Source organism: Thioalkalivibrio sp. AKL7 (genome assembly GCF_000381705.1).
GTDB classification, from domain to species: Bacteria; Pseudomonadota; Gammaproteobacteria; order Ectothiorhodospirales; family Ectothiorhodospiraceae; genus Thioalkalivibrio; species Thioalkalivibrio versutus.
The window spans coordinates 386,301-402,479 of sequence record NZ_KB906948.1; the positions used below are offsets into that span (position 1 = coordinate 386,301).

Sequence of the window (16,179 nt, forward strand, 5' to 3'; positions counted from 1 at the left end):
GTTGCACGGCCGCAGGCCGGCCCGAAGGGCGGGCCGATCGCTCTGCCAGTTTTGGGAGATTGCCGCGGCGCCTTCGGCGCCTCGCAATGACGGGGGAACAAGCAGCGTCATCGCGAGGAGCGTAGCGACGTGGCGATCTGTGGGGGTGGCCCGGGCCGGGGCGGAGAAGCGTGGGGGGTTGCGGATGAAGGTTGCCGCGGCGTCTTCGGCGCCTCGCAATGACGGGGTCCTTGTCCGGGTTTGGGGTATGGAACGCGTGGGCGTGATACGTGTTGAACGGTTATTGATGATTTGGAGTTTGGAATGCGTGATGCGAGCCCCCTGGCGGTTTATCTGAACGACTATCAGCAACCGGCGTTTGTGGTGGAGAGCCTGGAGCTGGACTTTGATCTGGCGGCGGCAGCCACCGAGGTGACGACGCGCATGGCGGTGCGGCGCAACCCGGAGGCGGTGGAGCCGGATGCGCCGCTGCGCCTGTATGGCGATGGCGTGGAGCTGGTCTCGTTCACGGTGGACGGCGCCAAGCCGGCCGAGGGTTTGCTGGAACAGGACGCCGAGGGGCTGCTGCTCCACGGCCTGCCGGAGGCCGCGCGGCTGGAGATCGTCAGCCGCTGCCACCCGGATCAGAACACCGCGCTGGAGGGGTTGTACGCCTCCAGCGGCAACCTCTGCACCCAGTGCGAGCCGGAGGGATTTCGCCGCATCACGTTCTTCCCCGATCGTCCGGATGTGCTGACGACCTATCGCGTGCGCCTGGAGGCGGACCGGGCGCAGTATCCGGTGCTGCTGGCGAACGGTAACCGGGTGGAGGCCGGCGAGCTGGACGGTGGCCGGCATTACGCCGTGTGGGAGGACCCGTTCCTCAAGCCGTCGTACCTGTTCGCGCTGGTCGCGGGGGATCTGGCCTGCCAGCGCGACACCTTCACCACGATGTCCGGGCGCGAGGTTCAGCTCGAGCTGTACGTGGAGGCACACAACGCCGATCGCTGCGATCACGCGCTGGCCTCGCTGAAGCGCGCCATGCGCTTTGATGAGGAGGCCTTCGGCCGCGAATACGATCTGGATGTGTACATGATCGTCGCGGTGGACGACTTCAACATGGGGGCGATGGAGAACAAGGGGTTGAACCTGTTCAACGCCAAGTACGTGCTGGCCAGCCCCGACACCGCCACCGACGACGACTTCGTCGCCATCGAGTCGGTGATCGCCCACGAGTACTTCCACAACTGGTCGGGCAACCGCGTGACCTGCCGCGACTGGTTCCAGCTGTCGCTGAAGGAGGGGCTCACGGTCTTCCGTGACCAGGAGTTCACCACCGACTGCACCCTGTTCGGCGTCAAGCGCATCGACGACGTGGCCATGCTGCGCGCCTTCCAGTTCCCGGAGGATGCCGGCCCGCTGGCGCACCCGGTGCGCCCGGATCACTACGCCGAGATCAACAACTTCTACACCCTGACGGTGTACGAAAAGGGCGCGGAGCTGATCCGCATGCTGCGCACCCTGATCGGGCGCGAGACCTTCCGCCGTGGGCTGGATGTCTACTTCGAGCGCTTCGACGGTCAGGCGGTCACCACCGACGACTTCGTGGCGGTGATGGCCGAGGTCAGTGGCCGCAACCTGACGCCATTCAAGCGCTGGTACACCCAGGCCGGCACCCCGCGGGTGACGGCCGCGACGTCGTTTGACGGCCCCGGCGGTCAGGCGCGCATCACGCTCACGCAGGAGACGCCGCCAACTCCGGGGCAGGAGCACAAGGAGCCGGTGGTGATCCCGATGCGCGTGGCTTTTCTGGATGCGAAAGGACAGCGCATCACGGCCCACCAGAAGGGCGGCGAGGTGCAGGGCGAGTGGGTGCTGGAGCTCAGCGAGGGCGAGCAGACCTTCCGTTTCGAAGAGCTGTCCGACTCGCCAACCGCGATCTCGTGGCTGCGCGGCTTCTCCGCCCCGGTGATCCTGAACGCCAACCAGGGCGTGGACGAGCTGGCCCATCTGCTGGCCTATGACGACGACGCCTTCGCCCGCTGGGAGGCGGCGCAGACGCTGTTCCGCCGCGCGATCCGGTCACGCATCGAGCACGATGCGGCCGACACCGCGCTGGAGGCGGCGATCGAGCATGCCCTGGCGGCGCTGTTGCGCGACGAGGCGATCGAGCCGGTGCTGCTGGCGACTATCCTGCAGCTGCCGCCGACCCGCGAGCTGGCCGAGCTGTTCGAGCGCGTGGACCCGGTGCGTCTGCGCAACGAGCGCGACGACCTGGAGAAGCGCCTGTACATGCCGCTGACCGAGGCGATGCAGCAGATTCAGCCGAAGCTGGATGACGTCGACAACGGTGCGTTCACCGCCGAGGCCATGGGCCGGCGCCAGCTGCGCAATCGGCTGCTGGCGCTGCGCGTCGCCGCGCGCGACCAGGCCGCGGTGCCCGAGGCCCTGGCGCAGTACCAGAAGGCGCGCAGCCAGACCATGCGCATGGGCGCACTGAATGCGGTCAACGAGCTGGACCACGAGGCGCGCCAGGTGCTGCTGGCGGACTTCGAAAAGCGCTACCGCGACGACCCGCTGGTGCTGGACAAGTACTTCGGGCTGCAGGCGGGCAGCCAGGTCGCCGGCGGTTTCGAGCGCCTGGACGCGCTGCTTGAGCACCCCGGCTTTCGCTGGACCAACCCGAACCGCGTGCGCGCGGTGCTGGGGCCGTTCATGGCGCGCAACGAACGCCACTTCCACCAGGACGACGGCGAGGGCTACCGCCGTATGGGCGGCTTCGTCGAGAAGCTGGATGCGATGAACCCGCAGACCGCCGCACGCCTGGCCCAGCCGCTGACGCGCTGGCGCAAGGTCGACACCGCCCGTGGCGAGCAGATGCGCGCGGAACTCGAGCGCCTCGCCGCGCTCGAAGTCTCACGCGACCTGCGCGACGTAATCGAACGCGCGCTGGCGGAGTAACTGGCGAACGCTTTCACTCATCGCGCGTCGGCGTTTCGTTTGGATGTTGCCACGTCCCCTGTGGCACCTCGCGATGACGAGGCTATAGGCACCCGTCATCGCGCGTCGCGAAGCGACGTGGCGATCTCCGTGGGCGGTCCCGGTGCGGGTCCGTTCGAACGTCGGGGTTGCGTCCGCAGGTGGCTGTGGGTTGTGGTAGGTTGATGTCAGGTTATAGGGGGCGCGACGCCCCTCGAGACGAGGTTCGGACCGACGTGAAGCGAGTCTTCTACCGACTGCTGTGCTGGATGCTGGTGCTGGCGATTGCCGGCCTGCCGGCGCTGGCCGCGGCCGTGGGTATGGAAGACGGTCACGCCGGGCACGCGATGCATAGTGCCCAGTCCAAGGGCGACGCCGAGCACGGGGCCCACGATCACGGGCACGACGCTGCCCATGTTCACCATGCGCATGGCGACCGGGCGGGCCATGCTGCGTCGCCGCATCATGGTTCGGACCATGCGTCTTCGTCGGGACATTCCCAGGCCAGCGAGCTGCTTGCACATGCCGATTGCGTGGATGCGGCTTGTCTGGCTGCCTGCGCCGCCTGTAGCCACTGTCAGGGCATGCCGTCCATCACCGGCATGAGTGTCGTGGCGACCGACGCGCCGGGCGCAAACCTGCATTCCTTCCATAGCGGTCCTTCCACGGCCGCGTTGCACCGCCCTCCAATCCTCTCCTGATCCCGTAATGCCGGCCGTTTGGCCGGTTCCTGCCCGAGTGCTGCCTGGGTGCCCCCCGGCAGCGGGTAGAAAGGCCGTGTCGTGCGCTTGCGCGCGGTTCGGAATCGAGTACGGAATCAAGGAGATTTTCACGATGCGAGCAACCCGATTGCTGCTCCCCGTGGTGTCGGTACTGTTTCTCGCCGGTTGTGCGGTTACCGCGCCCGAGCTGGACCGGTCCGATCTGATGGAGGACCTCTCGGTGCAGGGGATCGACCTGCCCGAGTCGGAGATGCCCCGACCCTCCGGCGAGCTGACGCTCGACGAGGCCATTCACCAGGCCATCTGGCGCAACCCGCGCATGCAGCAGGCTTATGCCAAGCTGGATCTGACTGCGGCCGAAGTGGTCGAGGCCTCCCAGTTTTCCAATCCATCGCTGTCGCTGTCGGTCATGCGCCCCGAGGGTGGCGGTGGCAACGAGTACGGCGTTGGCCTGGCCTGGGGGATCTCCGGGCTGCTGATGCGCGGCTCGCGCCAGGAGATGGCGCAGTCCCACTGGGAATCCACCCGTCTGCAACTGGCCGAGGGGATGGTCGCGTTGGCCAGTGACACCGAACGCGCCTGGTATGACGCGGTGGCCGCGCGCCAGCGTGCCGAGGTGCAACGCCTGGAGAGCCGGGCCGCGGATCTGGGCGCACGTTTGGGCGAGCGCTTCTATGACGCCGGCAATATCTCGGACCTGCAGCGCGCCCACCTGCGCATCCGGGCGGCCGAGTCACGGCTTAAGCTCGAGGATGCCCGCCAGCGCGAGCGCGAGGCGCGGCTGCGTCTGGCGCATTTGATGGGGCTGCCTGGCGAGGTCGATGACTGGGAGCTTCCGAAAGAGCTGCCGCTGCCGCTGGCAGAGGTCGAGGAGCGTCAGGCCCTGGTGGACCAGGCGCTGGAACAGCGCCTGGATCTGCGCGCCCTGGATCATGCCCTGGATGGGCTGACCGAGGGCGTGGCCCTAGTGCGGCGTTACCGCTGGATGGGGGATATCGAACCGGGACTGGAGTTCGAGCGTGAGGGTGACGGGACCCGCCTGTGGGGTGGGGGCATCTCGTTCACGCTGCCCATCTTCAACCAGAACCAGGCCGGTATTGGCCGCGCCGAGGCACGGCTGGCGGACGGCGAGGCGCGGCGCGAGTCGCTCGTGCAGGCGGTCACCAATGATGTGCACCAGCACTTCGAGCGCCTGGCCCACCACCGCAACCGTTTCGGCGTGCTGCAGGACGACCTGCTGCCGGCTCGCGAGTTGGCGACCGAGCGGCTCCAGGAACGCGTGAACTTCATGTTCGACGACGTGTTCGACCTGCTCGCGATCAAGCAGGAAGAGCTGGCCGCCTGGCAGAAGACCGTCGCGGCCCTGGGTGACTACTGGCAGGCCCGCGCCGCGCTGGCGCATGCCGTGGCCGGCGAGTTGCCGGGCGGCGAGCCGGGTAGCGCCGGAACCTTCGCGACCGCCCAGCTGGAGCACGAGCCGACGGCCATGGACCACGGGTCCATGGGGCATGGCGATCACGGTGCCATGGATCACGGAGGCCATGGAGGCATGGATCATGGCGACGGCGATGAAGGGCATTCCGGTATGGACCACGGGGATCACGGGGCCCATGACGATATGGATCATGGCCAAGGCCACGAAGGCCATGAAGGCCATGAAGGTCATGAAGGTCATGAAGGTCATGAAGGTCATGAAGGTCACGAGGGCCATTCCGGCATGGATCACGATGACCACGGTCAGCAGGACCAGGACCACCGCGATCATTCCAACCACGGGCATGGAGGGCATCACTGATGAAGCGCCGTAACTTTCTGATTGCCGCCAGCGCCCTGCTGCCGGCGACCACCCTGACACGGGTGATGGCCGAAACCGGCCACGAGCACCACAACCAGGGCGATCACACGCCGGGCGACCGCACCGAGCAGGGCTACATGCCGGTGCACACGCCCAATGGCTGGACCCTGCCCTACACGATGAACGACGGGGTGAAGGAGTTTCACCTGGTGGCCGAGGAGATCGAGCACGAGTTCGCGCCGGGTTCGGTGGCCAAGTGCTGGGGCTACAACGGCACCACGCCCGGGCCGACGATCGAGGCGGTGGAGGGCGATCGTGTCCGCATCTACGTGACCAACCGGCTGCCCGAATACACCTCGGTGCACTGGCACGGCATCCACCTGCCCTCGGGCATGGACGGGGTGAAGGGCGTGACCCAGCCGCCGATCCACCCGGGCGAGACCTTCGTCTACGAGTTCGAGCTGAACCAGCACGGCACGCACATGTACCACCCGCACGCCGACGAGATGGTGCAGATGGCGATGGGGATGATGGGCATGTTCATCATCCACCCGAAGGATGGCGAGATCGAGCCGGTGGACCGCGACTACGCGATCCTGTTGCACAACTGGAGTCTGCATCCGGGCACCCGCACACCGGACCCGTCGGTGATGGTGGATTTCGACCTGTGGTCGATGAACTCCAAGGTGTTCCCGGCCATCGACTCGCTGGTGGCGAAGACCGGCGAGCGGGTGCGTATCCGCATGGGCAATCTGTCGATGTGGAACCACCCGATGCATGTGCACGGGGTGTCGTTCGAGGTGACCGGCTCCGATGGCGGGCGCTGGCCACGCAGCCAGTGGCGCAAGGAGACCACCGAGATCGTGGCGGTCGGCCAGACCCGCGATATCGAGTTCGTCGCGCCGCCGGGTGACTGGGCGTTCCACTGCCACATGTCGCATCACACCATGAACCCGATGGGCCACGGCATTGCCAACCCGCTAGGCGTGGATCAGTCCGGTATCGAGGAGGAGATCCGCTCGATCCTCCCCGGTTACATGGCGATGGGCGAGCACGGCATGGCCGATCACCAGGAGCATACCGACAGCGGTCACATGACCGGCCCGGAGAACACCCTGGCGATGGCCATGGGGCAGGGGCCCTTCGGCAGCATCGGCATGGGCGGGATGTTCACCCTGATCAAGGTCCGTGACGACCTGGAGCCGGGCGACTTCCGTGACCCGGGCTGGTACTGGCATCCGGAGGGCGAGGTCGCCTGGATGGTCAGCGATGACCCGGACTTCGGCAATCCGGTCCGCCGCGGCAAGCTTGCCGGCGAGGGCTCGGATGCGCTGCCGACCCCCAGCCGCGACGCGAACGGCCATGGCGGTCACGGGGGGCATGGAGGTCACGACCACTAGTCTCCGGTATGGAACCGGCCGGAGGGTCCATTCGGACCCTCCGTGTTACCCACACCTGTTTCCACGCAACGTTTGCCACACAGCAAAACGACAAAACGACAAGAGGACACGACATGCAGACCAAGAACACGATCCACAACACCACCCGAGCCGCCCTGGCGGCCCTGCTGCTGGCCCTGGCCATGCCGCTGCTGGCCCATGAGGGCGATTTGGGCAGCACGCCGGAGGACGGCGCCACCGTGCAGGGCTCGCCGGAGGAGATCGGCATCGAGTTCGATGGCGCGATGCGCATTACCCAGTTCGACGTGACCGGCCCCAACGGCCGTGTGAGGATGGCGAATCGGCCGGGCAACGAGCCGACCGAGCGCTACTTCGTGGAGCCTGCGGAGCCGCTTCCGGCCGGTAGCTATCAGGTGCGCTGGCGCGGTCTGGCGCGCGACGGGCACATGATGTCCGATGGCTTCCGCTTCACGGTGGAGGACTGATCCATGGCCTGGATGTCGGCACTCGCCGGGGTGGAGGCCTGGACCGTTGCGATGATTCTCGTGATGGCCGGGTTCTACCTCGGGGCCCTGCTGGCGACCGGGGCAGTGCTGTTCCGCCTGGCGTTTCCGGGGCTCCCCGATCCGGATCGCCGGGTGCTCGCCCGGACGGGGGCGGTCGCGGCCTGGGTGGCAATCGCCCTGGCCATGCTGCAGTGGCTGTTGCAGGCCGGGTATCTCGGGGGCGGCACTATCGCCTCCGCGATGGACCCCATGCTGCTGGGGATCGTGTTCGAGGGCGCGCAGGGCACCCGCTTGATCCTCGCGGTGACGGGCCTGCTACTGGTCCAGGCGATCCTGCTGGATGCCCGGCGTCTGCCGGGGGTGGGCTATGGCCTGAGCCTGGCCGGGGTACTGCTGGTGATGTTCGCCTTTGTGCAGGTGGGGCATACCGTGGGCGAGCCTCGTCTTCTGTTGGCCGGCTTGCTGATCGTGCATCTGCTGGCTGCCGCCTTCTGGGTCGCGTCGCTGGCGCCGCTGTACCGGCTGGCCGGGCACCCACCCGAGGCTGCCGATGCCGCGCGCATCCTCGCTCGTTTCGGGCAGGTCGCGATGATCGGGGTCGGGCTGCTGGTGCTGGCGGGGCTGGTTCTCGCCTGGTGGTTGCTGGGTGGCATCACGCCGTTGCTGACCACCGGCTATGGCCAGTTCCTGATCGGCAAGGTGCTGATCGTCGCACTGCTCCTGCTGCTGGCGGCCGCGAACAAGTGGCGGCTGGTACCGGCCTTCGAGCGCGGCGAAGCGGGGGCACCGCGGCGTCTGCGGCGCAGCATTGCGCTGGAGGGTGCCCTGGTGGCGTTGATCCTGCTGCTGACCGCGGTGCTGACCACGGTCAGCTCGCCGGCCAACGGCTGAGAAAGACCCCGGGTGGGTGTTGCCTAGATCGGGCGCTGGACGACAGTCGCCGAGAGTTCGATGTCCTCGCCCTCACGCTGGATGCGAATGTCCAGGGTTGCGCCCGGTGCGGTGCGGGCGATCGCGTTGAGGGCCTCGCGCGGGGTGTTCACGCTGCTGTCGTCGAGGTGGGTGATGACGTCCCCAGGGCGGATGCCGGCGTCTTCGGCAGGGCCTTCGCGCAGGATGCCCGCCACCAGTACGCCGCGCGGGGCATCCAGGCCGAAGGATTCGGCCAGTTCGCGGTTCATCGCCTGGACCTCGATCCCCAGCCAGCCGCGGGCGACAAAGCCCTGTTCGATGATGTCGGTCATCACGCTGCGCGCCAGATCCACCGGGATCGCGAAGCCGATGCCGTGGGAGCCGCCGGAGCGCGAGAAGATCGCCGTGTTGATGCCGATGACCTCGCCGCGGGCATTGATCAGCGCGCCGCCGGAGTTGCCCGGGTTGATGGCCGCGTCGGTCTGAATGAAGTCCTCGAAGGTGTTGATGCCGAGCTGGTTGCGTCCGGTGGCGGAGACAATGCCCTGGGTCACGGTCTGGCCGACCCCGAACGGATTGCCAATGGCCAGGACCACGTCACCCACCTGCAGGTCGCTGGAGTGACCCACCGTGGCCACGGCCAGATCCGGCACCCGCACGCGCAGCACGGCCAGGTCGGTGTCCGCGTCGATGCCGATGATCTCGGCGGGATGGGCCTCGCCGCCGGGCAGCACGATGGCGATGGCATCGGCCTCCTCGATCACGTGGTGATTGGTGAGCACGTGCCCCTGATCGGTCATGATGACCCCGGAGCCGAGGCTGGACTGTTCCTGTTCGCCCGGTGGCAGTTGCTGGCCAAAGAACTCGTGCAGGCCGAAGCCGGATGGGCGGTCGATGGTACGCGAGGTCATGATGTTGACCACCGCGGGTGCGGCGCGGCGTACGCCGTCGGCATAGCTGGCCGGCGCGCCGGTTGCGGCAGGCGCAGCCACCGGCTCGGCGACCCGCAGCTCGGCACCCGGGTCGCCGCGGCCGAGGATCTCGGGGAAGAACACCGCGATCACCACCGCCAGGGCGATGCCGGTCAGCGCAGCTTGCAGCAGGAAGCGGGAGAAATTCACCATATGCCGAATATACCGAATCATCGCTCAACAGGGGATCCCGCCGTGGTCGATCGCGACGAACTGATGCAGGCACTCAATGCGGAACTCGAACCGGAGCGCTTCCGCGACTACTGTCCAAACGGGCTGCAGGTCGAGGGACGGCGCGAGATCCGCCGGATCGTCAGCGGGGTGACCGCCTCGCTGGCGCTGGTGGAGGCGGCCGTTGAGACCGGGGCCGACCTGATCCTGGTACACCATGGTTACTTCTGGAAGGGCGAGCCGCAGGAGGTGACCGGCATGAAGCGGGAGCGCCTGCGGCAGTTGCTCGCGCACGACATCAATCTGGTGGCCTACCATCTGCCGCTGGATGCCCATCCGGCACTCGGCAACAATACCCAGCTGGCGGGACGCCTGGGGTTCGCGATCGACGGCGTACTGCGCGAGGACGGTGTCGGCCAGATCGGAACCCCCGCCCGCCCGTTGTCGGCGCCGGACATGCAGGCGCACATCAGCAACGTGCTGGGACGCGAGGCCCTTTGCGTGGAGGCCGGCGATCACCCGATCCGGCGCATCGCCTGGTGTACCGGCGGGGCGCAGTCGCTACTGACCGAGGCGGCGGCCCTGGGGGTGGATGCCTATGTCAGTGGCGAGATCTCCGAACAGACCACCCACGAGGCGCGCGAGCTTGGGGTGCATTACTTCGCCGCCGGGCACCATGCGACCGAACGTTACGGGGCCCTGGCCCTGGGGCAGTGGTGCGGGGAGCGTTTCGGTCTCGAACACGAGTTCATCGAGATCGACAATCCCGCCTGAGCGATGTCGCCCTCACGGGCCGCGTGCTGCGAGATTGTGGTGCAGAATGTGCGGTTTCGGGGCGTTGGCAGCGCCCGGAACAAGCAAATTTATAATCAACTGCTTATAAGGTTTTCGGGGGCGTGAGACCGAGTGCAATGCTCGGTCTTAAGGCGGCAATCTACTTGACCTTATTAGCGTGTTCGGGAATTCTATCGCATTTTACAGCCCGCCCAGATGGGTATTCGCGCGTGCGGCAAGCCCCTTCGCGTACCAGCCGCGCCTTCCTTTGCGGCCGCGGGAACACGATTTCAACACGTTGTTTGGAGAGACAAACATGGCAAACCAAGGCGTAAACCGAGGCCGTCGCCGGTTCCTCGTCGCCGCGACATCCGTCGTAGGCGGAGCCGGGGTCGCCGCAGTCGCGGCCCCGTTCCTGGCGTCCTTGCAGCCCAGCGCGCGCGCTCAGGCAGCCGGGGCCCCTGTCGAGTTCGACGTGGCCGCTGTCGAGCCGGGTCAGCGTGTCAGCGTCGAGTGGCGTGGCCAGCCGATCTGGGTAGTGCGGCGCACCGACGAGATGGTTGCCGGTTTGGCCGAGGTGGCCGATCGCCTGCGCGATCCCGACTCCGAAGTGGAAAGCCAGCAGCCGGAATATGCGCAGAACGAGTACCGCTCGCGCGACCCCGAGATCCTGGTCGTGATCGGTATCTGCACCCATCTGGGCTGCTCGCCGACCTACCGCCCGGAGATCGGCGATCCCGAGATGGGTTCCGACTGGCAGGGCGGCTGGCTGTGCGGTTGCCACGGTTCGCGCTTCGACCTGGCCGGTCGCGTGTACCGCAACATGCCCGCGGCGACCAATCTGGTGATCCCGCGGCACATGTATCGCAACGATACCTTGCTAGTCATTGGTGAAGATGAAGACGGGGAGGCGATCTGATGGCCAGCAATCCTGATACCAAGATCCAGGGCGGTGTACTGGGCTGGGTGGACGCCCGTTTCCCGCTCTCCCAGATGTGGAACGAGCATCTGGCGCAGTACTACGCACCGAAGAACTTCAACTTCTGGTACTTCTTTGGATCCCTGGCCCTGCTGGTGCTGGTCATCCAGGTGGTCACCGGCATCTTCCTGACCATGTTCTACAAGCCCGACGCCGAACTCGCGTTTGCGTCGGTCGAGTACATCATGCGCGATGTGGAGTGGGGCTGGCTGATCCGCTATATGCACTCCACTGGCGCCTCGATGTTCTTCGTGGTCGTCTATCTGCACATGTTCCGGGCATTGCTCTACGGCTCCTACAAGAAGCCGCGCGAGCTGATCTGGATCTTCGGTGTGCTGATCTACCTGGTACTGATGGCCGAGGCCTTCGCCGGCTACCTGCTGCCGTGGGGTCAGATGTCCTATTGGGGCGCGCAGGTCATCGTGAACCTGTTCCAGACCATCCCGTACATCGGGCCGGACCTGGTGACCTGGATTCGCGGTGACTTCCTGCTGTCCGACGCCACGCTGAACCGCTTTTTCGCACTGCACGTGATTGCCCTGCCGCTGGTGCTGATCATGCTGGTGGCCGCGCACATCATCGCGCTGCACGAAGTGGGTTCCAACAACCCGGACGGCATCAACATCAAGGACCACAAGGACGAGAATGGCATCCCGAAGGATGGCATCCCGTTCCACCCCTACTATTCCGTGAAGGATCTGGTGGGTGTCGGCGTGTTCCTGATGGTCTTCGCCGTGATCATGTTCTTCTTCCCGACCGGTGGCGGCCTGTTCCTGAAGGCCGACAACATGATCCCGGCCGATCCGCTGGTGACCCCGGACCTGATTCCGCCGGTCTGGTACTTCACCTCGATGTACTCGGTCCTGCGTTCGGTGCCGGATCCGTTCCTGGGCGTGATGGCGATGGGCGCCGCAGTGGTGATGCTGTTCTTCATCCCCTGGCTGGATCGCAACCCGGTCCTGTCGATGCGCTATCGCTCGTTCGCGGCCAAGTTCAACCTGGCGGTGTTCGTGGTGGCCTTCGTGATCCTCGGATGGCTGGGCCTGCAGCAGGCCACCAGCGAGGTCAGCGAGATGAGCCTGCGCTTCTCCACGGTCTACTTCGCGTTCTTCTTCGTGCTGTGGTTCCTCAGCAAGGAACGGTCCATGGTCTTTAGCCTGATCGCGTTTGCCGTGGTGGTGGGTATCTACTCCTTCTACGACATCCTGCGCTTCGACCCCGATAGCGCGGGCCTGCTGATGTGGTCCTGGCTGATTCCGACCGTGTATCTGTTCGTGACCATGGTGGTCCCTGCCTTCGCACGTGGCCTGGGCCGTGACCGTGCCGTTCCGGAAAGGGTGACTTCGTAATGAAAACGCTGATTGCAACTACATTCCTGGCCGCTGCGGCTTTGTTCACCGTCCCGGCCGCCTCGGCGGCCGGGTACGACGGTGATCTGGAAAAGGCCAACATCGACGTGACCAACGAGGCCTCGTTGCAGCGCGGTGCCAACCTGTTCATGAACTACTGCATGGCCTGTCACTCGACCGAGTACATGCGCTACAACCGCGTGGGTCGCGATATCGGCCTGACCGAGCAGCAGGTGGAGGAGAACTTCATCTTCATCACCGACGAGGCCGGTGATCCCGTTGGCGTCGGTTCGCTGATGACCAACGCCATGAGCGAAGACTATGGCGAAGAGGCCTTTGGTGTGGTCCCGCCGGACCTGACCATGACCACGCGCATCAATGGCGAGGACTGGGTCTATACCTTCCTGAAGAGCTTCTACATCGACGAGTCGCGCCCGCTGGGCGCGAACAACGAGGTGTTCGACAATGTCGGCATGCCCCACATCCTGTGGGAACTGCAAGGCTGGCAGGAAAAGGTCGTCGACGAGGATGGTAACGAGCGTCTCGAACTGGTGCGCTCCGGCCAGATGACGCCCAGCGAGTACGATCGTGCCGTGCGCGACATCGTGACCTATCTCTCGTACATGGGCGAGCCGATGCAGCTGGACCGTCAGCGAATTGGCCTGTACGTACTGATTTTCCTCGGGATCTTCACGATTCTCGCCTACTTCTTGAAAAAGGAGTACTGGAAAGACGTACACTAGGCGGCATGAACCGTAACCGGCGCGTCGATCAGGGATGATCGCGCGCCGGTGTTATTGACCGTCTGCCCGGCACCGGAAACCGTTCGGCCGGGCCAGGGAAACGCTGATTAATGTACACACTCGCGTTGGCACCCCAGGTTTTCCGAGACAAGGCGCGGTGCGCAGCCGGTAGTGGTTCTACCGGCAAGGGCCGCAACGCAGGATCGGGGAACCTGGGGTACCAACCCCACAAACGATTGAAAGCAGGGGCTCGGCCGCTTTTGCGCGGGAACGGCGTTGCGGCTCCTTTGTGCAGAATGACTGCACGGCTGTCACCGCGCCTTGTTCGCACGCAAAAGCGACTCGAGCGCGAGCGTGTACATCAATCAGTGTTTCCCTAGGGAGAAAGCCATGGCGCTGGTCGCCAACCGTCGTTCCGTTATGACCCTGTTTTCTGCTCACGACTGCGTGCGTTGCCACCGGGTGCGCATCATCCTTGCGGAGAAGGACATCGCCGTGGATGTCGTCAATCTCGGGCCCGATGAACTGCCCGAGGATCTCTCCGACCTGAATCCGTACAACGAGGTCCCGACCCTGGTGGATCGCGACCTGGCCCTGTACGGCACGCACGTCATCACCGAGTACCTGGATGAACGCTTTCCGCATCCGCCGCTGATGCCGGTGGATCCGGTCTCGCGGGCGGCCGCGCGGCTGGCGCTTTATCGCGTGGAGCGTGACTGGTACGAGGGTCTCGATGCCGTCAACCAGGCCTCCGGCTCCGGCTTGACCAAGGCGCGCAAGATCCTGCGCGAAAGCCTGGTCAGCTCGGCCGAGATCTTCGAGCTCAAGCCGTATTTCCTGAGCGACGAGTTCTCGATTGTGGACTGCGCCATCGCCCCGGTGATGTGGCGGCTTCCCGCCGTAGGCATCGATCTGACGGCGTTGCCGCAGGCGATTCAGGAATATGCCGATCGCGTCTGCAAGCGTGAATCGTTCCAGGTGAGTCTGACCGAGGCCGAGCGCGAGCTGCGCCTGTGACTTCGTCGCGCCCCTATCTGCTTCGGGCTCTGTGGGAGTGGGTTACGGATAACGGCTTCACGCCGCATCTCCTGGTCGACGCCACAGTCGAAGGGGTGATCGTTCCGGAGGCGTTCGTCGACCAGGGCAAGATCACGCTCAACGTCGGTCCGACCGCAGTGCAGGCCCTGAACATCGGTGACGAGGCGGTGGCCTTCTCGGCCCGGTTCGCGGGCAGCCCGATGGATGTCTTTGTGCCGATGCAAGCGGTGCTCGCGGTCTACGCGCGCGAGAACGGTCAGGGGATGATGTTCGGCAGCGAGCCGGGGCCTGGCCCCGACGACGACGGTCCGGGCACGCCTCCGGACGGCTCTGGTGATGACGGGGGCGGGGAGGATTCGCCGGCCCCGAAGCGCAAGGGCCCGGCACTGAAGGTCGTGAAGTAGGGCCCCTTCCGGGGCCCTTTTCTTTTCCGGGCCCTGCTGGGGAGGGGATTCCCTTGCCCGGTACCTGCCTAAACGGGTCCGGGCGCCTTGCCCGGGTTCAGGATGTTGTCCGGGTCGAACGTTCGCTTGATGCCGGCCATCAGTCCCAGTGCCACGGGGTCCAGTTCCCGGCTGATATAGGGTCGCTTCACCAGCCCGATGCCGTGTTCGCCCGATAGCGTCCCCCCCAGCGACAACACCAGGGTGAAGACGCCGTCCAGGCAACGCTCGGCCGCCGCCAGTTCCGCCGGGTCATCCGGGTTCACCAGCAGGTTTACATGGATGTTGCCATTGCCGGCATGGCCGAAGTTCACGATCTTGATGGCGTGTTCCGCGGCCAGCTGGTCGAGCCCGGCAATCAGGTCGGGAATGCGCGAGACCGGCACGACCACGTCTTCGTTGATCTTTTTCGGCGCCACCGTGCGTAACGCCGGTGACAGGGCCTTGCGCACGGCCCAGAGCGCCTGGGCCTCCGCCGGGGTGTCGGCGCTGAGGGTCTGCACGCAGCCTTCGCCCTCGGCCGCGCGCCGGATGCCGGCGGTAGTGGCCTCGATGCCGGCCTCGGTGCCATCGGTCTCGATCATCAGGATCGCGCCCGCAGCGGCGGGCAGGGGGCAATCCGGCGCGTAGGCGCGGATCATCGTGATCGCGGAATGGTCCATGAACTCCAGCGCCGACGGGACCTCGGCGCGCGCCATCAGCCGGGATACGGCCCGGGCCGCGGCGCCGACGTCGCGGTAGACCGCCTGGATCAGCCGAGTCGCCTCCGGCTTGGGTGTCAGGCGCAACGTGGCCTCGGTGAGCACGGCCAGGGTCCCTTCGGATCCGATCAGCAGACGAGTGAGGTCGTAGCCCACCACGCCCTTGGTGGTATGGACGCCGGTGCGGAATGCCTCGCCGGTTCCGGCCACGCCGGACAGGCCCAGCGTGTTGTCACGCGGGGTGCCGTACTTGACCGCGTGCGGGCCGGCGGAGTTATAGGCGAGATTCCCACCGAGCGTGCAATAGGCGCTGCTGGTGGGGTCCGGCGGCCAGAAGAAGCCCGTGGCGCCTGCCGCCTGCTGGATCTCGCCGTTGGTGGCACCCGGCTCCGCGATCAGCCAGCGATTGTCCGGATCCACCTCCAGGATGCGGTTCATGTGCTCGAATGACACCACCAGCCCGCCATGGTCCGGGACCGCGGCACCGGTGGTGCCCGTGCCGCGTCCGCGGCTGGTCAGGGCCACGCCGAGGCGCCGGCAAAGGCGCACCAGCTCGCGCACCATATCGGCGTCCCGTGGGAAGGCGACGGCGTCCGGCACCGCATGCAGCTTCGAGTTGTCGGCACCGTAGGTCCAGCAGTCCGCGGGATCGAGCAGACGATCGCCGGGCGCCAGGAGCTGTTCCAGTTCGCGAGCCAGAGGGGTCATCGGTGGGCG

15 protein-coding genes are annotated in these 16,179 nt (G+C 66.1%); 12 read left to right on the top strand and 3 right to left on the bottom strand.

Going from position 1 to position 16,179, the window contains the following annotated elements; translation table 11 throughout:
- The first annotated feature begins 303 nt into the window (after positions 1-303).
- Positions 304-2,940: an aminopeptidase N gene (pepN, locus tag G315_RS0104735; RefSeq protein WP_019612015.1), complete on the top strand. Its 2,637-nt coding sequence runs from the start codon at positions 304-306 to the stop codon at positions 2,938-2,940.
- A 206-nt stretch (positions 2,941-3,146) separates the two neighbouring features.
- Here the strand turns inward: pepN and G315_RS14820 are convergent, their stop codons facing one another.
- Complete coding sequence (locus G315_RS14820; protein WP_338065499.1) at positions 3,147-3,389, bottom strand: hypothetical protein; 243 nt, start codon at positions 3,387-3,389, stop codon at positions 3,147-3,149.
- On the opposite strand from G315_RS14820, the gene G315_RS14625 reads away from it, so the two are divergent.
- From G315_RS14625 to G315_RS0104760, 5 genes are all read left to right on the top strand, one after another.
- Complete coding sequence (locus tag G315_RS14625; RefSeq protein ID WP_369699425.1) at positions 3,279-3,659, top strand: hypothetical protein; 381 nt, start codon at positions 3,279-3,281, stop codon at positions 3,657-3,659. The two genes, G315_RS14820 and G315_RS14625, sit on opposite strands and share 111 nt — an antisense overlap.
- A 148-nt stretch (positions 3,660-3,807) precedes the next feature.
- Positions 3,808-5,475 carry a TolC family protein gene (locus G315_RS0104745; protein WP_019612016.1) on the top strand — a complete coding sequence of 556 codons (1,668 nt, stop codon included), beginning with the start codon at positions 3,808-3,810 and terminating at the stop codon, positions 5,473-5,475.
- Positions 5,475-6,875, top strand: a complete 1,401-nt coding sequence (locus G315_RS0104750) for a multicopper oxidase family protein (RefSeq protein WP_018144489.1) — start codon at positions 5,475-5,477, stop codon at positions 6,873-6,875. The genes G315_RS0104745 and G315_RS0104750 overlap by 1 nt, the downstream gene beginning before the upstream one ends.
- A 113-nt stretch (positions 6,876-6,988) precedes the next feature.
- Entirely contained in the window at positions 6,989-7,360 is a 372-nt protein-coding gene (locus G315_RS0104755) for a copper resistance CopC family protein (protein WP_018168245.1), read from the top strand.
- 3 nt (positions 7,361-7,363) lie between these two features.
- Complete coding sequence (locus G315_RS0104760; RefSeq protein ID WP_019612017.1) at positions 7,364-8,272, top strand: CopD family protein; 909 nt, start codon at positions 7,364-7,366, stop codon at positions 8,270-8,272.
- Between the two features lie 23 nt (positions 8,273-8,295).
- On the opposite strand, the gene G315_RS0104765 is transcribed toward G315_RS0104760, so the two are convergent.
- The gene (locus tag G315_RS0104765; RefSeq protein ID WP_018952168.1) at positions 8,296-9,417 is read right to left on the bottom strand and encodes a S1C family serine protease; all 1,122 of its coding nucleotides are present in this window, start codon (positions 9,415-9,417) and stop codon (positions 8,296-8,298) included.
- Between the two features lie 42 nt (positions 9,418-9,459).
- Here G315_RS0104765 and G315_RS0104770 point away from each other — a divergent pair, with 42 nt between their 5' ends.
- From G315_RS0104770 to G315_RS0104795, 6 genes are all read left to right on the top strand, one after another.
- Positions 9,460-10,209: a Nif3-like dinuclear metal center hexameric protein gene (locus G315_RS0104770; RefSeq protein ID WP_018144485.1), complete on the top strand. Its 750-nt coding sequence runs from the start codon at positions 9,460-9,462 to the stop codon at positions 10,207-10,209.
- 316 nt (positions 10,210-10,525) lie between these two features.
- Entirely contained in the window at positions 10,526-11,128 is a 603-nt protein-coding gene (petA, locus tag G315_RS0104775) for a ubiquinol-cytochrome c reductase iron-sulfur subunit (protein ID WP_026182032.1), read from the top strand.
- Positions 11,128-12,537: a cytochrome b N-terminal domain-containing protein gene (locus G315_RS0104780; protein ID WP_018176155.1), complete on the top strand. Its 1,410-nt coding sequence runs from the start codon at positions 11,128-11,130 to the stop codon at positions 12,535-12,537. The genes petA and G315_RS0104780 overlap by 1 nt, the downstream gene beginning before the upstream one ends.
- Entirely contained in the window at positions 12,537-13,280 is a 744-nt protein-coding gene (locus G315_RS0104785; protein WP_018144482.1) for a cytochrome c1, read from the top strand. The genes G315_RS0104780 and G315_RS0104785 overlap by 1 nt, the downstream gene beginning before the upstream one ends.
- 390 nt (positions 13,281-13,670) lie before the next feature.
- Positions 13,671-14,297, top strand: a complete 627-nt coding sequence (locus tag G315_RS0104790; protein ID WP_018144481.1) for a glutathione S-transferase N-terminal domain-containing protein — start codon at positions 13,671-13,673, stop codon at positions 14,295-14,297.
- A complete protein-coding gene (locus tag G315_RS0104795; protein ID WP_018144480.1) occupies positions 14,294-14,722 on the top strand; it encodes a ClpXP protease specificity-enhancing factor in 429 nt (142 codons plus the stop codon). The genes G315_RS0104790 and G315_RS0104795 overlap by 4 nt, the downstream gene beginning before the upstream one ends.
- A gap of 68 nt (positions 14,723-14,790) precedes the next feature.
- On the opposite strand, the gene G315_RS0104800 is transcribed toward G315_RS0104795, so the two are convergent.
- Positions 14,791-16,170 carry an FAD-binding oxidoreductase gene (locus tag G315_RS0104800; protein ID WP_019612018.1) on the bottom strand — a complete coding sequence of 460 codons (1,380 nt, stop codon included), beginning with the start codon at positions 16,168-16,170 and terminating at the stop codon, positions 14,791-14,793.
- Positions 16,171-16,179: the final 9 nt, after the last annotated feature.

Excerpts from the sequence above, each read along its gene's own strand:
- pepN (WP_019612015.1), top strand. The coding sequence starts at position 304 with ATGCGTGATGCGAGCCCCCTGGCGGTTTATCTGAACGACTATCAGCAA.
- G315_RS14625 (WP_369699425.1), top strand. The coding sequence starts at position 3,279 with ATGGAAGACGGTCACGCCGGGCACGCGATGCATAGTGCCCAGTCCAAG.
- G315_RS14820 (WP_338065499.1), bottom strand. The coding sequence starts at position 3,389 with ATGCGCATGGTGAACATGGGCAGCGTCGTGCCCGTGATCGTGGGCCCC.
- G315_RS0104750 (WP_018144489.1), top strand. The coding sequence starts at position 5,475 with ATGAAGCGCCGTAACTTTCTGATTGCCGCCAGCGCCCTGCTGCCGGCG.
- G315_RS0104755 (WP_018168245.1), top strand. The coding sequence starts at position 6,989 with ATGCAGACCAAGAACACGATCCACAACACCACCCGAGCCGCCCTGGCG.
- G315_RS0104760 (WP_019612017.1), top strand. The coding sequence starts at position 7,364 with ATGGCCTGGATGTCGGCACTCGCCGGGGTGGAGGCCTGGACCGTTGCG.
- G315_RS0104765 (WP_018952168.1), bottom strand. The coding sequence starts at position 9,417 with ATGGTGAATTTCTCCCGCTTCCTGCTGCAAGCTGCGCTGACCGGCATC.
- petA (WP_026182032.1), top strand. The coding sequence starts at position 10,526 with ATGGCAAACCAAGGCGTAAACCGAGGCCGTCGCCGGTTCCTCGTCGCC.
- G315_RS0104780 (WP_018176155.1), top strand. The coding sequence starts at position 11,128 with ATGGCCAGCAATCCTGATACCAAGATCCAGGGCGGTGTACTGGGCTGG.
- G315_RS0104785 (WP_018144482.1), top strand. The coding sequence starts at position 12,537 with ATGAAAACGCTGATTGCAACTACATTCCTGGCCGCTGCGGCTTTGTTC.
- G315_RS0104790 (WP_018144481.1), top strand. The coding sequence starts at position 13,671 with ATGGCGCTGGTCGCCAACCGTCGTTCCGTTATGACCCTGTTTTCTGCT.
- G315_RS0104800 (WP_019612018.1), bottom strand. The coding sequence starts at position 16,170 with ATGACCCCTCTGGCTCGCGAACTGGAACAGCTCCTGGCGCCCGGCGAT.